Source organism: Rhodobacteraceae bacterium LMO-JJ12 (genome assembly GCA_021555075.1).
Classification (GTDB): Bacteria; Pseudomonadota; Alphaproteobacteria; order Rhodobacterales; family Rhodobacteraceae; genus JAKGBX01.
The window spans coordinates 641,682-658,142 of the sequence record JAKGBX010000002.1; the positions used below are offsets into that span (position 1 = coordinate 641,682).

The 16,461-nt window shown below is 60.0% G+C and carries 15 protein-coding genes; 12 read left to right on the forward strand and 3 right to left on the reverse strand.

The genetic code is table 11. The features are described from left to right. Nucleotides 1-295: 295 nt before the first annotated feature. Genes xdhA through ade form a run of 5 tightly spaced genes read left to right on the forward strand, consistent with a single transcriptional unit; the run spans nucleotide 296 to nucleotide 7,860 of the window. A complete protein-coding gene (gene xdhA, locus LZG00_15130; protein MCF3595328.1) occupies nucleotides 296-1,747 on the forward strand; it encodes a xanthine dehydrogenase small subunit in 1,452 nt (483 codons plus the stop codon). After that, nucleotides 1,744-4,080, forward strand: coding sequence for a xanthine dehydrogenase molybdopterin binding subunit (xdhB, locus tag LZG00_15135; GenBank protein ID MCF3595329.1), 2,337 nt, complete (start codon nucleotides 1,744-1,746; stop codon nucleotides 4,078-4,080). Before xdhA ends, xdhB begins: the two co-directional genes overlap by 4 nt. After that, entirely contained in the window at nucleotides 4,077-4,895 is an 819-nt protein-coding gene (gene xdhC / locus LZG00_15140) for a xanthine dehydrogenase accessory protein XdhC (GenBank protein MCF3595330.1), read from the forward strand. Before xdhB ends, xdhC begins: the two co-directional genes overlap by 4 nt. Next, nucleotides 4,892-6,169, forward strand: a complete 1,278-nt coding sequence (gene guaD / locus LZG00_15145; protein MCF3595331.1) for a guanine deaminase — start codon at nucleotides 4,892-4,894, stop codon at nucleotides 6,167-6,169. Before xdhC ends, guaD begins: the two co-directional genes overlap by 4 nt. Continuing rightward, nucleotides 6,166-7,860, forward strand: coding sequence for an adenine deaminase (ade, locus tag LZG00_15150; GenBank protein ID MCF3595332.1), 1,695 nt, complete (start codon nucleotides 6,166-6,168; stop codon nucleotides 7,858-7,860). The genes guaD and ade overlap by 4 nt, the downstream gene beginning before the upstream one ends. Before the next feature lie 28 nt (nucleotides 7,861-7,888). On the opposite strand, the gene LZG00_15155 is transcribed toward ade, so the two are convergent. Next, nucleotides 7,889-8,590: an HAD family hydrolase gene (locus tag LZG00_15155; GenBank protein ID MCF3595333.1), complete on the reverse strand. Its 702-nt coding sequence runs from the start codon at nucleotides 8,588-8,590 to the stop codon at nucleotides 7,889-7,891. Nucleotides 8,591-8,705: 115 nt separating this feature from the next. Between LZG00_15155 and clpS the strand changes: the two genes are divergently transcribed. The 5 genes from clpS to LZG00_15180 all read left to right on the forward strand — a co-directional run bounded on the left by clpS (nucleotide 8,706) and on the right by LZG00_15180 (nucleotide 12,247). Further along, nucleotides 8,706-9,029: an ATP-dependent Clp protease adapter ClpS gene (gene clpS / locus LZG00_15160; GenBank protein ID MCF3595334.1), complete on the forward strand. Its 324-nt coding sequence runs from the start codon at nucleotides 8,706-8,708 to the stop codon at nucleotides 9,027-9,029. A 22-nt stretch (nucleotides 9,030-9,051) separates the two neighbouring features. Further along, nucleotides 9,052-10,044, forward strand: coding sequence for a class I SAM-dependent methyltransferase (locus LZG00_15165; protein MCF3595335.1), 993 nt, complete (start codon nucleotides 9,052-9,054; stop codon nucleotides 10,042-10,044). 153 nt (nucleotides 10,045-10,197) lie between these two features. Further along, complete coding sequence (locus LZG00_15170; protein ID MCF3595336.1) at nucleotides 10,198-10,998, forward strand: SDR family oxidoreductase; 801 nt, start codon at nucleotides 10,198-10,200, stop codon at nucleotides 10,996-10,998. 36 nt (nucleotides 10,999-11,034) lie between these two features. After that, complete coding sequence (gene hemF, locus LZG00_15175) at nucleotides 11,035-11,928, forward strand: oxygen-dependent coproporphyrinogen oxidase (protein ID MCF3595337.1); 894 nt, start codon at nucleotides 11,035-11,037, stop codon at nucleotides 11,926-11,928. Nucleotides 11,929-12,016: 88 nt separating this feature from the next. Beyond that, nucleotides 12,017-12,247 (forward strand): hypothetical protein, encoded by a 231-nt coding sequence (locus LZG00_15180; GenBank protein ID MCF3595338.1) that lies wholly within the window; start codon nucleotides 12,017-12,019, stop codon nucleotides 12,245-12,247. A gap of 158 nt (nucleotides 12,248-12,405) precedes the next feature. Here the strand turns inward: LZG00_15180 and LZG00_15185 are convergent, their stop codons facing one another. Further along, nucleotides 12,406-12,909: a hypothetical protein gene (locus tag LZG00_15185; protein ID MCF3595339.1), complete on the reverse strand. Its 504-nt coding sequence runs from the start codon at nucleotides 12,907-12,909 to the stop codon at nucleotides 12,406-12,408. A 119-nt stretch (nucleotides 12,910-13,028) separates the two neighbouring features. On the opposite strand from LZG00_15185, the gene LZG00_15190 reads away from it, so the two are divergent. Together LZG00_15190 and LZG00_15195 are read left to right on the forward strand one after the other, a co-directional pair. Further along, nucleotides 13,029-13,967, forward strand: a complete 939-nt coding sequence (locus LZG00_15190) for a LysR substrate-binding domain-containing protein (GenBank protein MCF3595340.1) — start codon at nucleotides 13,029-13,031, stop codon at nucleotides 13,965-13,967. Nucleotides 13,968-14,276: 309 nt separating this feature from the next. Continuing rightward, entirely contained in the window at nucleotides 14,277-15,320 is a 1,044-nt protein-coding gene (locus tag LZG00_15195; protein MCF3595341.1) for a cytochrome-c peroxidase, read from the forward strand. 97 nt (nucleotides 15,321-15,417) lie between these two features. On the opposite strand, the gene hemE is transcribed toward LZG00_15195, so the two are convergent. Further along, nucleotides 15,418-16,452 carry a uroporphyrinogen decarboxylase gene (hemE, locus tag LZG00_15200; GenBank protein ID MCF3595342.1) on the reverse strand — a complete coding sequence of 345 codons (1,035 nt, stop codon included), beginning with the start codon at nucleotides 16,450-16,452 and terminating at the stop codon, nucleotides 15,418-15,420. Between the last annotated feature and the right edge of the window lie 9 nt (nucleotides 16,453-16,461).

Here is a 16,461-nt window from a genome sequence, read left to right on the forward strand (position 1 = left end):
GCAAGTCACAAGGGACGGAATGATGAAGGAATGATCAGGCTGGAAACCCTTTGAGGTTTGGCAAGGGTGGCTGGGCCTGATGCGTGGACACGCGGGGAGGTTGTGGTATTCTGTTGGAATGGTTTTTGGCAAGAGCTGCGACTTTCAAGAATTCGCGGAAGGTGTTGATAGGTTTTCAGTGGTTCATGGGCGTGGCGCGCAGCCTTAGCATTTTTCATGGCTCGTCTTGCCGATTTTCGTATTGGGCGCGGTTATGCGTCAGGCAGAAGCCAGTTTGGTGATGGGAAACTGAAACATGAAAACACGATCTGAAATCCAGTTTCTGCTGAATGGCAAAGAGATGCGCCTTGGGAGCGTGAAGGCGCATGACACGCTGCTGGACTTCCTGCGGCTGGACCAGCGGCTGACCGGGACCAAGGAGGGCTGTGCCGAGGGCGATTGCGGCGCTTGCACCGTGTTGGTGGGGCGGCTTGTTGGCGGAGCGCTACGTTATGAACCGGTGAACGCCTGTATTCGCTTTCTGGCAACGGTGGATGGCTGTCATGTGGTGACCATCGAACATATGCGCGGGGCGGATGGCGAATTGCATCCGGTGCAGCAGGCGATGGTCGAACATCATGGCAGCCAATGTGGGTTTTGCACGCCCGGCATCGTGATGGCGCTTTATGCGCTGTGGATGGTGAACCCGACGCCGAGTGACGTGCAGGTAGAAGAGGCGCTTCAGGGTAATCTCTGTCGCTGCACAGGTTATGAGCCGATTATTCGCGCCGCGATGCGCGCGGGCGAGCATGGCGTGCCTTCGGGCGACGCGCTTGTGGCCGAGCGTGCCGAGGTGGCGGCGCGGCTGGAAGGGTTGCGCGACGGGGCGCGAGTAGAGCTTGCAGATGGATATCTGCCGGGCGATGTGGATGATTTTGCGGCGCTCTATGCCGAGCATCCGGAAGCGACCATTGTAGCCGGGGCAACGGATGTGGGGCTTTGGGTGACGAAATTCCTGCGCGAAATTTCCCCGGCGATCTTCATCGGGCATCTTGAGGAATTGCGCGGGATCGAGGCGTCGCAGAGCGAGATACGGATTGGCGCCGGGGCAAGTTATAGCGATGCGGCACCGGTGCTGCTTGAAGCTTATCCACATCTGGCAGCTTATTGGAGCCGGATTGCGGGATGGCAGGTGCGCAATGCCGGAACCATCGGCGGAAACATCGCCAACGGCTCACCTATTGGTGACACACCGCCGGTTCTGATCGCGCTGGGCGCGCGGCTGGTCTTGCGCCGGGGTGCGGCGCGGCGGGAATTGCCGTTGGAGGCGTTTTTCCTCGAATATGGCAAGCAGGACCGGGCCAAGGGCGAGTTGGTCGAGGCTGTGATCGTGCCAGGGACGGCGGCGGGGCAGCACCTGGCGGCATACAAGATTTCCAAGCGGCGCGATGAGGATATTTCGTCGGTAGCGGCGGGGTTTTCGGTGACGGTCGAGGATGGGACGATCACCGCGGCGCGGCTGGCCTTTGGCGGCATGGCGGGGGTGCCAAAGCGGGCGGCCAAGGCCGAGGCAGCGCTGGTCGGGGCGCGCTTTGAAGCGGCGAGTTTCGAGGCGGCAGCAAAGGCGCTGGCAAATGATTTCGAACCACTGAGCGATTGGCGCGCCTCGGCCGACTATCGCAGGCTGGCGGCGCAAAACCTCATCCGCCGGTTCTGGGCCGAGAAGGGTGCCGGAGACGTAGCACAATTGCAGAGGATCGGGGCATGAATGACGCATCAAAAGTAGCCGCAGGCCGGGCGCGCATTGAGGGCGGGGCCACAACATCGGTGATTCATGACAGTGCGATCAAGCATGTCACCGGACGGGCCAGATATTGCGACGATATTCCCGAGCCGGAAGGCACGCTGCACGCCTATCTCGGGGTGTCTGACGTGGCTTGTGGGCGGATTGTGTCGATGGATCTGAGCGCGGTGGAGGCAGCGCCAGGGGTGATTGGCGTGCTGACCGCCAAGGACGTTCCGGGCGAGAACCAGATCAGCCCGGTGGGCGCGGGAGATGAGCCTCTCTTCCCAGAGGAACGGGTGGAATTCCATGGTCAGCCGCTGTTTGCCGTGGTGGCGACCAGCCGAGACGCGGCGCGCCGTGCGGCGACTTTGGCCAAGGTTGTGATCGAGGCCGAGGCACCGGTGATTTCGGTGGGCGATGCGTTAGAGCGTAGCATGCCGCATGTGACCGCACCTTTGGTGTTGCAGCGTGGCGATGTGGGCGAAGGAATGAAGACCGCGCACCGTCGCCTGAAAGGGCAGATCGAAGTCGGCGGGCAAGAGCATCTCTATCTTGAAGGTCATATCGCCTTTGCCTTGCCCGGCGAGGATGACGATGTGGTGGTGCATTGTTCGACCCAGCACCCGAGCGAGGCGCAGCATATGGTGGCGCATGTGCTGGGCGTGCCGTCGCATAGCGTGGTGGTGAATGTGCGGCGGATGGGCGGCGGGTTTGGCGGCAAGGAAAGCCAGATGAACCCGTTTGCCTGTATCGCGGCGATTGCGGCAAAGCGGTTTGACCGACCTGTGAAGATCCGTCCCGACCGGGATCAGGATATGAGCGCCAGCGGGAAAAGGCATGATTTTTTATGTAGTTACGAGGTCGGCTATGATGAGAATGGCAGGATCGAAGCGGTTGACGCCGAACTGGCTGCGCGTTGTGGGTTTTCCGCCGATCTCTCGGGGCCGGTGACGGATCGGGCGCTGTTTCATGCCGACAATGCCTATTTCTACCCGCATGTGCGGCTGAGATCGCGGCCGATGAAGACGCATACGGTTTCCAACACCGCGTTTCGCGGTTTTGGCGGGCCGCAGGGCGTGGTGATGGGCGAGCGCATCATCGAGGAAATCGCCTATGCGCTGGGCCGCGATCCGCTGGAGATTCGGCGCGCGAATTTCTATGGGCCGGGGCGCGACGTGACGCCCTATCACCAGACCGTCGAAGACAACATATTGGAGCGTATTGTTTCCGAGCTTGAGGCCGATAGTGACTATCAGGCGCGGCGCGAGGCGGTGATCGCGCACAATGCCAAAGGCGGGATCATCCGCAAGGGCATTGCGCTGACTCCGGTGAAGTTCGGGATTTCGTTTACCGCGACTTGGTATAATCAGGCCGGGGCGCTGGTGCATGTTTATAGTGATGGCTCGATCATGCTGAACCATGGCGGCACAGAGATGGGCCAGGGGCTGAATGTGAAGGTGGCGCAGGTGGTGGCGGATGCCTTGCAGGTCGATCTTGGGGCGGTGAAAATCACCCGCACCACGACTGAAAAGGTGCCCAACACCTCGGCGACGGCGGCCTCTTCGGGGTCGGATTTGAATGCCATGGCGGCGCTGGATGCCTGTGAACAGATCAAGGCGCGGCTGGTGGCGTTTGCCGTTGAGAGCACGGGAATCACGGCCGAGGAGGTGGAATTCCTGCCCGGGCGGGTGCGGCTGGGACGCGAGGAAGTTGATTGGGCCGCGTTCATCAAATCGGCCTATATGGCGCGGGTGCAGTTGTCGGCGGCGGGCTTCTATAAGACGCCGAAAATCCATTGGGATCGCGACACCGGAAAGGGCCGCCCGTTCTATTATTTCGCCTATGGCGCATCGTGTTCCGAGGTGTCGGTGGACACGCTGACGGGGGAATACCAGGTCGAGCGGGTGGACATCCTGCATGATGTCGGGCGCTCGCTTAACCCGGCGATCGACAAGGGGCAGGTGGAAGGCGGCTTTGTGCAGGGCATGGGCTGGCTCACCACCGAAGAGCTGTGGTGGGATGGCGAGGGGCGGCTGCGCACCCATGCGCCCTCGACCTACAAGATCCCGCTGGCCTCGGACCGGCCGCGCGAATTCAACGTGAGGCTGGCGGAATGGTCGGTGAACCCGGAGCGCACGATCAAACGTTCGAAAGCAGTCGGTGAGCCGCCGCTGATGCTGGCGGTGTCGGTGTTGGAGGCGCTTTCCATGGCGGTGGCAAGTGTGGCGGACTATCGTGAATGCCCACGGCTCGATACGCCGGCGACGCCCGAACGTGTGTTGATGGCGGTGGAGCGGATGCGGGGAATGGCATGACGCTGGAGCAGTTTTTCGAACGGTTCGAGCAGGTTGTGCAGGTGCGGATTGAACAAGTTCAGGGCTCTTCGCCGCGCGAAACAGGGGCCGACATGTTTATTTCGCCAGTGTCGTGCCATGGCACCATAGGCGGCGGGCAATTGGAATACATGGCGCTGGATCGCGCGCGCCAGATGCTGATGGCTGGGCAAGACCATACGGTGATGAACATCCCGCTTGGGCCAGAGATCGGACAATGCTGCGGCGGGCGGGTCGAGCTGGTGCTGGAGCGGATGAATGCGGGCGCGCGAGCCGAGGCTTTGAGCGTTGAGGCGGCGGCGCGCGCAAAGCGGCCCGAGGTTCTGATTTTCGGGGCCGGGCATGTCGGGCGCGCGTTGGTGCGCGCACTTGCGCTTTTGCCGGTGCGCACGCGGCTTATCGACAGCCGGGAGGCCGAGCTTGCGCTGGTGTCATGTGAGAATAAGCGTTTGACGCCGCTGCCGGAAAGCGAAGTGCATGATGCCGGAGCGGGGGCGGCCTTTGTGATCGCGACGCACGACCATGCGCTTGATTTCCTGCTTGCGGCAGAGGCGTTGGCGCGCGGTGATGCCGCTTATGTCGGGATGATCGGGTCTGACACCAAGCGCGCGCGCTTTCTGTCATGGGCGCGGGAACATGCCGAGGAGTGTGATCCCGATCGGCTGATCTGTCCGATGGGCGCTGTGGGGCTGGGCGACAAGCGGCCCGAGGTTATCGCCGCGCATGTCGCATCGGAGGTGCTGATCGCCGTTAGTGCACATCAAAACATACGAAGCCGTATGGAGGCAGGGGCATGAGTGCGAAACTGCTGCGCGGGCGGGTGTTGAGCTTTCACGCCGAACCGCAGGGCGCTGACGAGTCGGCCTTCACCTATATCGAGGATGGCGCGCTGCTTATCCGCGATGGGATAATCGAAAAGCGCGGCGAATACGCCACCCTGAAGGGGCAGGCGCCCGAGATCGATCATCGCCCACATCTTCTTATGGCCGGGTTCATTGACGCACATATCCATTTCCCGCAGGTGCAGGTGATTGCATCATGGGGCGCGCAACTACTTGATTGGCTTGAGAATTATACCTTTCCGGCCGAGACGCGTTATGTCGATCCGGCGCATGCGACGCGCATGGCGCGGGCCTATTTCGACGTGCTGACGGCGCATGGCACGACGACGGCTGCATCCTATTGTTCGGTGCATTCCGCCTCGGTCGAGGCGTATTTTTCAGAGGCCGCGCGGCGCAATATGTGCATGATCGGTGGCAAGGTGATGATGGATCGAGGCGCGCCCGATGGACTGCGTGATACGGCGCAATCGGGTTATGACGAGAGCCTGGCCTTGATCGAGAAATGGCACGGTCAGGGCCGCGCGCATTACGCGATCACACCACGATTTGCGATCACTTCGACACCGGAGCAACTGGCCACTGCCGGGGCGCTGGCGGGCGAGCATCCGGGCTGTTTTGTGCAGACCCATGTTGATGAAAACCCCAATGAAATAAGCCTTGTGGCCGAGCTTTACCCGGACGCGCCGGACTATATGGGAGTGTATGAGGCACATGGATTGCTGGGGCCGAAAACCCTTCTGGGCCATTGCATTCATATGACAGACAGGGAAATCGGAGTGGTCGCCGAGACCGGGGCGAAACCGGTATTTTGCCCTACCTCAAACCTGTTTCTCGGCAGCGGACTATATGATGACGGTGGCCTTCGCAGACGCGGCATCAAGGGCGCGATTGCCACCGATGTGGGGGGCGGCACCAGCTACTCCATGCTGCAAACCATGAACGAGGGCTACAAGGTGTTGCAACTTCAGCGCCAGCAGAAGCACCCCTTCGAGGCGTTTCACTGGATCACGCGGGGCAACGCCGTGGTGTTGGGGCTGGAAGATCGGATCGGGACGCTGGACGAAGGTTCGGAGGCTGATATCGTGGTGCTTAATGCGCGTGCGACGGCGGAAATGCGGCTGCGCGCCGAGACGGTCGAAAGCCTGGCAGAGGAGCTTTTCCTGCTGATGATTCTGGGTGATGATCGGGCAGTGGCGCAAACATATGTGGCCGGAGAGGCGATGAAATGAACGATCTGGAACGCCGAATTGCGGTGGCGCGGGGCGATCAGCCCGCCGACACCGTGCTACGCGGTGGCCAGGTGTTCTGCGTCGTCACGGGCGATTTGATTGCTGGCGATGTGGCGGTGTGCGACGGCATGATCGCCGGTTTGGGCGCCACGTATGAGGGTGCGGAAGTCATTGATGTTTCAGAGCTAATATTGGTGCCCGGGTTCATTGATACGCATCTGCACATCGAAAGTTCGCTGGTGACGCCATATGAATTTGACCGTTGTGTCGGCCCTCTTGGCGTGACGACAGCCATCTGTGATCCGCATGAGATTGCCAATGTCGTGGGGGTTCCTGGAATCGAGTATTTCCTCGAAGCGTCGGCGCACACGCTGATGGATATCCGGGTGCAATTGTCGAGCTGTGTGCCGTCAACCGAGATGGAAACGTCGGGCGCGCGGATCGGGGCCGACGCGCTTGCGGCGCTAAAGGATCATCCCAGGGTGATCGGTTTGGCGGAGTTCATGAATTATCCCGGCGTGATCCATCGCGACCCGGAAGCAATGGCCAAGATTGGCGCTTTCGAAGGACGCCATATAGACGGTCATGCGCCGCTTTTGACGGGCAAGGACCTCAATGCCTACGTGGCCGCCGGTATCCGCACGGAACATGAAGCCACCAGCGCCAAAGAAGCCCGAGAGAAGCTTCAACGCGGCATGCGGGTCTTGATCCGCGAAGGCTCGGTCTCCAAGGATCTGCATGCACTGGCGTCGATCCTTGATGACTATACGGCAGCGTATTGTTGTCTCTGCACCGATGATCGCAACCCGCTCGATATCGGCGAGCATGGCCACCTTGATTATATGATCCGCACGCTGATCGCGCTTGGGGTTTCTCCCCGGGCGGTCTATCGCACAGCAAGCCTGTCGGCGGCCGAGGCGTTCGGGCTGAAGGATCGCGGACAGATTGCGCCCGGGAAGCGTGCCGATATCGTTGCGGTGAGAAGCCTCGAAGCCTGCGATGCACAGATGGTAATGGTTGGCGGTGTGGTGCTGTCTGACGACGCCTTCGCGCAGCGTGAGATCGTGGCGCCGGTCGGGCGCGGATCGGTCAGGGCGCGCAAGGTTGGGCCCGACGATTTCCGCACCGGCGGCAATCGCGAAGATACCGATGTGATCGGTATCATCGAGGGCAAGATCATCACCGACCACCTGCACGAGACCATTGTGATCGCCGATGGCGACAAGCGCCCGGATCTGGAGCGCGACCTGATCAAGATCGCGGTGCTTGAGCGCCACGGCAAGAACGGCAACATGGCGACCGGCTTTGTGAAAGGCTTCGGGTTGAAGGCGGGTGCCATCGGTTCGACCGTTTGTCACGACCACCATAATATCGCTGTGGTGGGAGCGGATTATGACGACATGGCCTTGGCCGCGAACAGGCTGCAAGCGCTGGAAGGCGGCTTCGTGGTGGTGCGAGATGGCAAGGTTTTGGCCGAACTGGCCCTTCCGGTCGCCGGGTTGATGAGCCTGGAACCCTACGAAAGCGTCAGAGCCTCGCTCACCGATTTGCGCGATGCGGCGAAAGGCCTCGGCGTGGTGCTGGAAGAGCCCTTCCTGCAACTGGCCTTTCTCGCGCTCCCGGTGATCCCGGCACTAAAGATCACCGACCGGGGCCTCGTCGATGTCACCCGGTTCGAAATTATTGCCTGAAGGTTAACCGCAGCGCAAACCATGCGGCTCACCCGATCGCTTCGATCAATCTGAGAAGTTCGCCCAGATCGACCAATTCGGCGAAGCGGGCCGAGTTTATCGGCGCCGGGGCCTTCTCCAGCTCCCATTCCAGCCCGTGTGGCACATAGACTCCCCAGCCCCCGGCCTCGATTGCGGGTACCACATCCGAGCGCATTGAATTGCCCACCATCATTGCCTGACGCGGTCCCTTGCCGTGGCGGGTAAACGCCGCGCGATAGGTTTCGGTGGATTTTTCCGATACAATCTCAACCGCGTCGAATAGATCGCCCAGCCCGGATTGGGCCAGTTTGCGCTCCTGATCGAGCAGGTCGCCCTTGGTGATCAGCACCAGCGTGTAGTCCGCTGCCAGCGTCTCTATTGCTTCGCGGGCGTGGGGCAGAAGCTCAATCGGATGGCGCAGCATGTCCTGACCGGCCGCGATGATCTCGTGAATGACAGAGCCGGACACACGATCCGAGGTGACTTCGAGGGCGGTTTCAATCATGGACAGCATGAAACCTTTGATCCCGAAGCCATAATGGCCGAGATTGCGCCGTTCTGCCTCCAAAAGTCGGGCGGAAAGAAGGTCGGTATCGACGTAATCCTTCAAAAGCCCGGCGAATCGCTCCTGGGTGATCTGAAAGAAACGCTCGTTGTGCCAGAGCGTATCGTCGGCATCAAAGCCGATCGTGGTCAGATTTTGCCCCATTGCGGCCTCCTGCGCATCAACGCCCCCTTTTCTGGGATGGCTCAGAGGTTATATAGATCGCTCGAAGGTGCCAAACCGAATTGAACAGGACAGAATGAAAACGCTGGAGCATATCATGGTCGGTGACGCGGATAACGAAAACGGGGGCGATACCTCGATCGTTGTCGAGACGCGCCCCAAGACCAAGCGCCCGCCGCTCTACAAGGTCTTGTTGCTGAACGATGATTACACCCCGATGGAGTTCGTGGTGCATGTGCTGGAACGATTCTTTGGGATGAACCACGCACAGGCATTCGAGATCATGCTGACGGTGCACAAGAAAGGCGTTGCTGTTGTTGGCGTGTTCAGCCATGAGATCGCCGAGACAAAGGTGGCGCAGGTAATGGATGCCGCCCGCCGTCATCAGCATCCGCTGCAATGCACCATGGAAAGAGAATGAGGCGCGGCGCGCCCGGATACACATGAGCAATTCCCGACTGGCCTTATTCCTCGAAAGCGGTGCATACGAGCTGCCCGATGCTGGCGATATCGCCGTTTTCGGTGCGACCGCAGAGCATGATCTGAGCGCGTTGCCACAGGACCGTTTGCAACTGGTGGCACGGATGAAGCCGGATGTGGATGCGCTTCACTCCGCCGGGTTCGACGTGTCCGTCACACCGCCCGAAGACGCGGCGCTGGCCGTGGTGTTTGTTCCCCGGGCCAAGGGCGAGGCGCGCGCCTTGGTGGCGCGGGCTGTCGATCTGGCGGGCCAGGTGATCGTGGACGGCCAGAAAACCGAAGGCATCGACAGCCTGTATCGCGAGATGCGCCAGCGGGCAGAGTGTTCGCCGGCTTATTCCAAAGGGCATGGCAAGACGTTCGTTGTGCGGGCCGCGAAGAGCAGCTTTGAGGATTGGGCGCAATCGGGCGCGCGCACACAAAACAAGGATGGTTTTCTAACCGTGCCGGGGGTGTTTTCCGCAGATGCGATTGATCCCGGATCGGCGCTTCTGGTGCAGGCCCTGCCACACAAGCTGGGCCGCAGGCTGGCGGATTTTGGGGCTGGTTGGGGTTATGTGGCGTCGGAACTTCTCAAGCGTGATGGAATTGAAACGATTGATCTGGTCGAGGCTGATCACGCAGCTCTGGAATGTGCCAAGGTCAATGTGAGCGATCCGCGGGCGCGGTTTCACTGGGCTGATGCGACCCGTTGGAAGCCCGAGGCGGCGTTGGATGTCATTGTCATGAACCCGCCCTTTCATGAGGGGCGCAAGGGCGCGCCTGAGCTGGGCCAGTTGTTTATCCGCAACGCTGCGGCTTGTCTTGTGCCCGCTGGGCGGCTGCTTATGGTGGCCAATCGACATCTGCCCTATGAGCAGACCTTAGCGGCCAGTTTTCGTGAAGTCAGTGAAATTGGTGGCGATGGCCGGTTCAAGATTTTTGCTGCTTCACGCCCGGTTCGCAAGCGGCGCTGAGGCCTGTCGGATCGTTTCAATAACGTGTTGATGAACGATAACATGATGCATCACCCGTAGCGAACGAGCGCTGCGTGCGTATCGAGTTCAAGTTGTATTTCAAACCAAACCCGAACGCTTTAACCTCACAACAGAATCAAACAGGGGCTGCCAATGTCGCTTTCGATTGCCGGAAAAACCGCCATTGTTACCGGGGCGGCCAATGGGGTGGGTTTGGCGATTGCCCGGCATTTTGCCGACAAGGGCGCCAACGTGATGTTTGCGGACATGGACGAAGAAGGGTTGCAGCGCGAAGTCGGCGCGGTGGCAGATGATGGCCATGTGCGGTGGTTTGCCGGTGATTTGCGCGAGAAACTATCCGTAACCAACCTGTTGTCGGCGACGATCGACGCGTTCGAGCGTGTCGATATTCTGGTCAACGCTTCGCGCCAAGTGGTGCGTTCGGACCCGCTCAACCCCGATGATGATGCCGTGGATGCGATGCTTCAGCAGAACCTGATAACGGCGCTGCGGCTTAGCCAGGTGGTGGCCAAGCGGATGATCAAGCAGGGTGAAGATCAGAAAGAAGGTGGTGTTGGCTCGATCATCAACCTCAGCTCGATTCTGTCGCGCCGGGCGCATCCAGAGTTGATGGCGTTGTCGATTTCAAACGCTGCATTGGAACAGATGACGCGTTCGCTGGCTGTGGCGCTGGCTGACAAGCGTATTCGGGTAAACGCGATCTCTATGGGATCGGTGATGAGTGCGTCGATGCAGGAGCGGCTGAAGGCGCATCCCGATTTTCGCGCCGTGATCGAAGCAGGCACGCCATTGCGCCGGATTGCCAGCGCAAGTGAGTTGGGCGAGACGGCGCAGTTCCTGGCCTCGGAAGGGTCGGGTTTCATGACCGGGCAGGTTCTGACGGTGGATGGCGGGCGCACGTTGCTTGATCCGGTGACGGCCCCGGCGCATTGACTGGCACATTGATTGGCGCTCTGAAAGGGTTTCCAGATGACAGATGAGATGCAGGACGAGAAAGCCCGCGCAAGCGCGTGGTTTCGCAGCTTGCGAGACGAGATCGTGGCGGCGTTCGAGGGGATCGAGGACAAGCTGTCTGATGGTCCGGTGGCGGGTATGGCGCCGGGGCGCTTTGAGGTGAGCGAGACCCGCCGCGCCAGCGAGGACGGGTCGGACGCGGGCGGCGGGTTGATGAGCGTGATGCGGGGGGGGCGTGTTTTTGAGAAGATCGGTGTGAATGTTTCCACCGTTTATGGCCGATTGGGCGCGCGGGCGCAGGCGGCGATGGCGGCACGTAAGGGCTTGCCAGGCATGCAAAAAGACCCGCGCTTCTGGGCCAGCGGTATCAGCCTTGTGGCGCATATGCAGAACCCGCACAGCCCGGCGGTGCATATGAATACGCGGATGTTCTGGACACCGCATGGGTGGTGGTTTGGCGGGGGATCTGACCTCAATCCCTGCATCGAGTATGATGAGGATACAGCGCATTTTCATGCCGTTCAGAAGGCCCATTGTGACCGGCATGATGAAAGCCTTTATCCACGTCTCAGGGATTGGGCGGATGAATATTTCTACATCCCCCACCGCGGGCGGGCGCGCGGCGTTGGCGGCATATTTCTGGATGATCACAATACCGGGGATTGGGAGGCGGATTTTGCTTTTATCCAGGATGTCGGCCGGGCGTTCTTGCCGGCGTTCTTGCCGCTGACCGAGCGGCGGATGGGGATGGATTGGGATGAGAGCGACAAGGAAAAACAGCTGATTCATCGCGGGCTCTATGCCGAGTATAACCTGGTTTATGATCGGGGAACCAAGTTTGGTCTGGAGACCGGGCATGACGCCAATGCAGTGTTGATGAGTCTGCCGCCGTTGGCGAAATGGGTTTAAATTTCAAAGCATTGTAAAGGCTTGCAGGGCGGGGCGAGGGGCCAGCCCCTCGCGCTCCCCGGGATATTTTGGGCAAGATGAAGCAGGGGTGAAGCAAGTAGACGGCGATCGTGACGGGGGCGGCGCGGGGGTTGGGCTGGCGACGGTTGATCGTGAAGGGCCGGAACTGGAGAAAGCAGCGGGTGAGCTTGAGAGTGTCTTGCCGGTGTTTTGTGATATCAGCGCGCCCAAAGAAGTGGACGCGATGGTGGCGCGGGTGCGGGCGGCAGATGGTGGCTTTGAGAGCCCCGGGCTGGGCCTGTCGGCGTTGAGGGGTTAGCGGCACCGTGCGGTGGGCTTTACCGGGGGTGATCTGCGGCTGTCGCCCGGCTGTAAAGCGTATGACATCGATTTCCTGAATATATTAACGCGCGTTAAGGTTAATGCAGCGTCCGGTGGAGCATGGCAGGCTGGCGCATTGGGGGCAGGGGCGACGGTTTAATCGGGGTGGATGTCACGCGGGTGACAGGAGGACGCCAGAATGATGGCGACCCAGTTCACATCGAGTGTCAATTTCTGCTCGGCCAACCACTTTTCCTGCAACTTGTAGGCCGCCAGTTCTTGTGCGGCGGGACAGTAATAGTGAGCCGTTGATTGCCAGTGGTGGACCAATTCGTGCAACAGGATGGATTGATCGACGGGGCGAGAAATCTGCCATGGCCTCGCCAGTAATATTGTCGCGGGTTCCGGCTCGTAAACACCTCTTGTTCGGTTTCCGATTTTCATGGAGCTGTCCGTTTCATCATGAAGCTGCGCCGCATCGACCATGCGGATTTCGGGCCGCTTATTGGGACGCACGAATTGCGTGTTGGCACCAATCCATTGCTCCAGATCCTCAACGAGATCATCTATCGGCGCTGCGTTTGCTGGCGCGCAGAGCGCTATAATGATAAAGTATAGACATGTGACCGCCCCGAGAGCCGTGCGTGCGAAGGTTGGCATTGCGTTCCCTCCTGTCCAAGTGTCCGTGATGAACCAAGGCTAGCTGGAGGGGGGCGGCGGAGACAAAAGGGCGTTTTTCATTGAAGGTTGAAAATAATTCATCGCCGCGAAGACGGCATTTGCCCCCCTTCTCGGCAATACGCGCATTTGAGGCCGCGGCGCGTCATCTCAGCTTTAAATCCGCCGCTGATGAGTTATGCCTTTCGCCCTCGGCTGTATCGCATCAGATCCGCGCCTTGGAAGACTATCTTGCAACTTCGCTTTTTCATCGGGATGGCAATCGGGTCGCGCTGTCGAAAACCGGGATGGCCTATGCCGGTAAGCTTACGGATTTGCTCGACAACCTTTCGACCAGCACGGAGCAGGCCAGCGCCGGACGCCAGGATCGGCTTCGGGTGCTCGCCACGCCGGGATTTGCCGCACGCTGGCTTATCCCGCGGCTTTCGCGTTTTGCTTTTGCGCAGGCGGTTCGCCTTCGCATAGCCGAGCGCGCGCCTTCGATTGATTTCACGGCGAACGACGCTGATGTGGTGATTCAATGGCGGACGGCTCCGGCATCCGGGATTGACGTTGTTCCATTCCTCAAATCGTCGCGAAGCCCGGTTGCCGCGCCGGAGTTTGTCAAACGCGAAAGCATTGCGCATCCCAGCGATCTGTTGCGTGTACCGCTTTTCAAGGACGAAACAGACGATATGTGGCAAGCGTGGTTTCTGTCGGCGGGTATCGCCGATCCAAGCGAAACAGATGGGCCGACCTATCCCAATTGTGAATACGCCACCACTGCGGCAGAAGCCGGATTGGGGGTTGCGCTGGCGTATGATGCCATCGTGCATGACACGGTTGCCGATGGGCGGTTGGTCATGCCCTTTGAGACTAGCATAGCGTCTTTCACCATCTATTCCGCCGCCTGCAGTGCCAAGCGGCAGGAGGAACCGCTTATCAAGGCGTTTCGCGATTGGCTGGTGCAAGAAGCGATGGACGTCGGGTGTTGCCCGAATGGCCAGCCAGAAGAAAACCAGAATCTACGGCCTGCTAAATTCAAGGCGGTCAAATTTTAGGCGTTTCGAGAAAAATCTGACACATGAGTTTGTCCTGAAACGCCCATATCATTGATGTGTTGCGCTGCGGTTCAACTTAATCCGGTCTCAGGTTTAGGTCGAACCGCTTTGGTCGGTTGATCGCCTCATACATGAGCGAAGACTCAGAGCGGGCATAACGCGGCGTAAATTTCTGAAAACATTCAATAAAACGCACATTAAAACTGATCTAAATCAGGGCTGACGGCAGCTGATTTTGCTAGGAATGAGGCCGCACAGTAGATGTGTCAAACGAAGATGATTGTGAAGACTGAAAGGAGCCATAAGATCATGGCCAAGTTTCGATTGTTAACCACCACTGCCGTGACCCTTGCACTTGTCGGTGCTGCCAGCGCGAACGAGCTGCGTGATGAGGCCAAGGATATATTTGCGGCTCTGCCCTCGACCATTCCGGCGTTGAAGGACAACCCGATCACCCCGGCCAAGATCGATCTGGGCAAGGCTCTGTTCTTTGATCCGCGGATGAGTGCGTCTGGCGTGTTCTCGTGCAACTCGTGCCACAACCTTGCCACTGGTGGCGATGACAACATGCCGACCTCGATCGGCCATGGCTGGCAGAAGGGGCCGCGGAATTCGCCCACGGTTCTGAACTCGGTCTTCAACGAGGCGCAGTTCTGGGACGGGCGGGCCGCCGACCTTGCGGAGCAGGCCAAGGGGCCGGTGCAGGCCGGGGTCGAAATGGCCAATACGCCGGAAAATGTGGTGGCGACGCTGAACTCGATGCCGGACTATGTGACCTGGTTCAAGGAGTCCTTCCCCGAGGAGGAAGATCCGGTGAGCTTTGACAATTTCGCCAAGGCGATTGAGGCCTATGAGGCGACGCTGATCACACCCGCGCCGTTTGATACGTGGTTGAACGGCGATGACAATGCCATGAATGCGGATCAGTTGGCCGGATTGCAGCTGTTCATGGATAAGGGCTGTTCGTCGTGCCACAACGGCGTGAATTTTGGCGGTAACGGGTATTATCCGTTTGGGCTGATCGAAAAGCCGGGGGCGGATATTCTGCCTGTGGGTGACAAGGGGCGTTATGCCGTGACCGAAACGGCGGATGATGAGTATGTCTTCCGGGCGTCGCCGCTGCGCAACATTGATCAGACCGCGCCCTATTTCCATTCGGGTCTGGTGTGGGATCTGAAAACTGCCGTGCAGATCATGGGTGAGAGCCAGTTGGGCGAAGACCTGAGCGATGCAGAAGCGGATCAATTGGTGGCGTTTCTGGGGAGTCTGACCGGGGCGGTGCCAGAGGTGGTCTATCCGATCCTGCCCGCCGAGACGGCCAGCACGCCGCGTCCGACCGGTGAAGTGAAGTAAGCCTTCGGACCTCTCGAACCTTCGGGTAAAAAGACAGGCGCGTCGCGGATTGCGGCGCGCCTTTTAGGTTGTGGCGGTGGAAGAAGGCTGGGCGCGTTCAGGCAGAGCGCACCGTGTCGATCATCAGTTGCACGTTCTCGGGGTCGGCGTCGGGCGTGATGCCGTGGCCAAGGTTGAAGATATGCGGGCCGTTCTTGAAGACCTCGACGATGTGGCGGGTCTCATCAATCAGGGCCTGGCCACCGGTGACCATATGCGTCGGGGCAAGGTTGCCTTGGACGCAGCCGTCTTTCTGGATGTTGGCCGCCGCCCATTCGGGTGAGATGGAATTGTCGAGCGCGACGCAATCGGCACCCGTGGCATGGGCGAAACCGATGTAGCCGTCCTTGGCTTCGCGCGGGAAGGCGATGACGGGGATGCCGGGGTGGCGGGCTTTGAGGGCTGAGATGATCTCGCGGGCCGGTTCGAGGGCGTATTTGGTGAAGTCGTCGCCGCTGAGCGAGCCTGCCCAACTGTCAAACAGCTTGACGCATTCGGCGCCGGCGTCGATCTGGCACGAGAGGTAGTCGATGGTGGCTTCGGTGATGCGGGCGAGGAGGGCTTCAAAGAGCGCTCGGTTTTCCGCCTTGAGAGCGTGGGCGGGTCCTTGGTCGGGGGTGCCGCGCCCGGCGATCATATAGGTCGCCACAGTCCAAGGCGCGCCTGCAAAGCCGATGAAGGCGGTTTCGGAGGGCAGTTCGCGGGCGAGGATCTTCACCGTTTCGTAAATCGGGGCGAGGGTGTCGTGGATGTCAGAGGCGGGTTTCAACGCGTCGAAGTCGGATTGCGTCGTGATGGTGGAGAGGCGTGGGCCTTCGCCGGTGACGAACCACAGATCGGCGCCGAGCGCCTGTGGGATCAGCAGGATGTCGGCAAAGAGGATTGCCGCGTCAAAACCAAAGCGGCGGATCGGTTGTAGCGTCACCTCGGCGGCGAGATCGGGATTGTAGCAGAGCGACAGGAAATCGCCGGCCTGGGCGCGGGTGGCGCGGTATTCGGGCAGATAGCGCCCGGCCTGGCGCATCATCCAGATTGGCGGGGTGGGCAGGGTTTCGCCTGCCAGTGCGCGGAGGAGTTTTTTCTGCTCGGCCATATCGTGCAT

Coding starts and splice junctions, on each gene's coding strand:
- xdhC (MCF3595330.1), top strand. CDS start 4,077: ATGACGCTGGAGCAGTTTTTCGAACGGTTCGAGCAGGTTGTGCAGGTG.
- xdhB (MCF3595329.1), top strand. CDS start 1,744: ATGAATGACGCATCAAAAGTAGCCGCAGGCCGGGCGCGCATTGAGGGC.
- LZG00_15170 (MCF3595336.1), top strand. CDS start 10,198: ATGTCGCTTTCGATTGCCGGAAAAACCGCCATTGTTACCGGGGCGGCC.
- guaD (MCF3595331.1), top strand. CDS start 4,892: ATGAGTGCGAAACTGCTGCGCGGGCGGGTGTTGAGCTTTCACGCCGAA.
- xdhA (MCF3595328.1), top strand. CDS start 296: ATGAAAACACGATCTGAAATCCAGTTTCTGCTGAATGGCAAAGAGATG.
- LZG00_15165 (MCF3595335.1), top strand. CDS start 9,052: ATGAGCAATTCCCGACTGGCCTTATTCCTCGAAAGCGGTGCATACGAG.
- clpS (MCF3595334.1), top strand. CDS start 8,706: ATGGTCGGTGACGCGGATAACGAAAACGGGGGCGATACCTCGATCGTT.
- ade (MCF3595332.1), top strand. CDS start 6,166: ATGAACGATCTGGAACGCCGAATTGCGGTGGCGCGGGGCGATCAGCCC.
- LZG00_15195 (MCF3595341.1), top strand. CDS start 14,277: ATGGCCAAGTTTCGATTGTTAACCACCACTGCCGTGACCCTTGCACTT.
- LZG00_15185 (MCF3595339.1), bottom strand. CDS start 12,909: ATGCCAACCTTCGCACGCACGGCTCTCGGGGCGGTCACATGTCTATAC.
- hemE (MCF3595342.1), bottom strand. CDS start 16,452: ATGGCCGAGCAGAAAAAACTCCTCCGCGCACTGGCAGGCGAAACCCTG.
- LZG00_15155 (MCF3595333.1), bottom strand. CDS start 8,590: ATGGGGCAAAATCTGACCACGATCGGCTTTGATGCCGACGATACGCTC.
- hemF (MCF3595337.1), top strand. CDS start 11,035: ATGACAGATGAGATGCAGGACGAGAAAGCCCGCGCAAGCGCGTGGTTT.